The following is a 2,347-nucleotide window of genomic DNA, read 5'->3' on the forward strand; positions in this document are numbered from 1 at the left end:
CACTCATCCCCCGCCCACACCAGACGGCCGGCCGGCACCGCCCACGACACTCCACTGTCCTCGGACGTGTTGGAGACCCGCCTGCTCGACGAACACGACCTCGGCAGCGGCTACACCCGCGCGCCCGAGCGGCCCTCTCAGCACGACGATGTCACCGTCCTCGGCTGCCCCGCCCTCAACGCCCTGGGCGGCGACGCGGCCACCGGAGGATCGCTGGACTTCCCCCGGCAGGCGAAGGCCACCTTCACCTACGCCGGCAGCAGCAACTCACTGGTGACCGAGGCGCTGTACAGCGATACTTCAAGCAAACTGTCCACCGGCATGGGGCAGATCTTCGACGCCATGACCGGCTGCCCGGAGTACCAGGTCCTCGTCGGCGGCTCCGCCATCGACATAGCCACGCAGAAGATGGCCCCACCCCGGCTCGGTGATGAGCAGTGGAGCCAGCTGCTGACCTTCTCCGGCAGCGGCCCGGACACGGTGGTGAAGCAGACCGCGGTCCGCGACGGCAGCGTGCTTCTGATCGTCTCCGGGTCGCCCGCCCTCGTCGACCGGCACCTCGACAAGGCCATCGCGAAGGCCACACGGCGCTAACCTCGCGCTTTCATGAGGCGGGCTGTCCGATGGGGGTACCCGGAGATCCTTACGGTCACCGTCGGCGGTAAGGCTCACACGGTGCGCCTGGACCAGGCGAGCAGCATCGGCCAAGGCTGACCAACTCACCGTCTGCGCCAGAACCGCAACGCATCCCCGAGCGCCCTGACTACTTGGGCCAACCCAGCCAAGATGTCAGGGCGTTCGGACGGAGCTGATCGGAAGATGACTACCGCGATGCTTCCGAAGACGGTAAGGCAGACGATCGTCAGGCAGTAGGCGAACGCAGTCACAGGGTTGAATACGGACCACACGACAAGCACTCCTCAACAACGGTGTACGTCACGTGTCGTGAGGAGGAAGCGCGGGCTACCTCAACGACGACAGATGACCTGCCAGAGCGCAGGGCCCTTGCTGCGCACTGCACCGTTGCGATGCATGTCGTTGAGGTCCACGAGAGACCTACAGAGTGGTGGGCCCCTGGCGACAACACTGGTTGTCTGGGTCCCTTCAGGGCCACTGCTCGCACTGGCGAGCAGCCAACGAAGCTCCGTTGCGGAGCCAAAGGCGGAGTCCCGTTGCGGGGCTCGTCCCAGTGGTTACGTCCTGGGTGACGGCTTCAACCGTTGCGGTCTCAGCGCTTTGACGGTAGCACAGCCCTGCTCCAGGAAGGTGGCGCCCTCGCACATTCCCGGAACTCCCTTGTAAACATGGGCAGAACAGGTCACGCTACGGTTCCGATCGTTCCGGGCGAGGTGCTTTTCTGATGCCCCGTGAGGACCTCGGAAGCGTCCAACGTGCTGATATGCGTGAAGCCCGGCCGCCCCCGTAAGGGTGACCGGGCTTCATGGTGTCGGACGGGCGGAAGGCAGCCGGGCCCCGGTGACGGACCTCGGGTCTGGGCCGAAGGCTGCGGCCGTCAATCGGCTGGGGCGCGCAGGAGCCGATGCCTGGTGCTCTCGGGAAGCACTCGTCGCAGGACCGGTGCGGTGGAGCTGAGGGAGGCAGCGAACGCGGCGACGAGGTCGTGCGGCACGCTGGCGGCGAACGACGCGGCCCACAAGCAGGGTGCGCCCATTGACGGCTCAGCCCATGCCTGCCACCCAGGCGGGCCCGCCTCGCCGCCCTCGGTCACCAGGGCGCGCGGGTCGGCGTCCTGGATCAGGGGCGGCACCTCACCGAGGCCGAGGTGAGAGGTGAAGGTCGGGTCCACCGCTCCTGCATGTGGCTGGTCGATGTCGCGGAGCCAGCCGTGCGCGGCGACGGCGTCGAGGACCTGCTCGGGACCGGCAAGCGGCGCGACGGGCTGATCGCGGGCGTCGAGCGCGACGAGGAAGTCGACGAGGACCTCTCCGGGGACGTCGAGGGTGAAGTAGGCGGACCACTGCGCGACCGGCGCGGTGACCTCCTCGCGGGCGGAGACGTGCCAGGCGATCGGCAGCTCGCCCAGGTGGAACGGCTCGTCCGGCAGCACCCACTGCGCCCAACGGAGTGTGTCGGGGCTGATGTGCAGGACGGTGCTGCGCAGGACCTGGCGGTCCTCCGGCGCCTCGTCCGGCTCCTGTCGTCCTCGGATGATCGTCAGGCTCGTCCAGCCGAGGCCGGCGAGCGTGTCGGCGACGGCGTCGTAGAGCCGTCCGTCGTCACCGGCCAGATGCCGTGGGCCGACCCAGTACGCGGTCTGGGCGCTGGGCGGGGTGGACGGGTCCTGTCTCTTATACACCTCTGACGCTGCCGACGAAAAGCCTTTTGT

At 68.0% G+C, this 2,347-nt stretch carries 1 protein-coding gene; it reads left to right on the plus strand.

Annotated features, from left to right (window positions below; all coding sequences use genetic code 11):
* A partial coding sequence (locus tag C1I97_RS35515) for a hypothetical protein (RefSeq protein ID WP_111007062.1) occupies nt 1-594 on the plus strand: 594 nt, incomplete at its 5' end.
* Nucleotides 595-2,347 lie beyond the last annotated feature (1,753 nt).

It is taken from the genome of Streptomyces sp. NTH33 (assembly GCF_003236365.1).
Classification (GTDB): domain Bacteria; phylum Actinomycetota; class Actinomycetes; order Streptomycetales; family Streptomycetaceae; genus Streptomyces.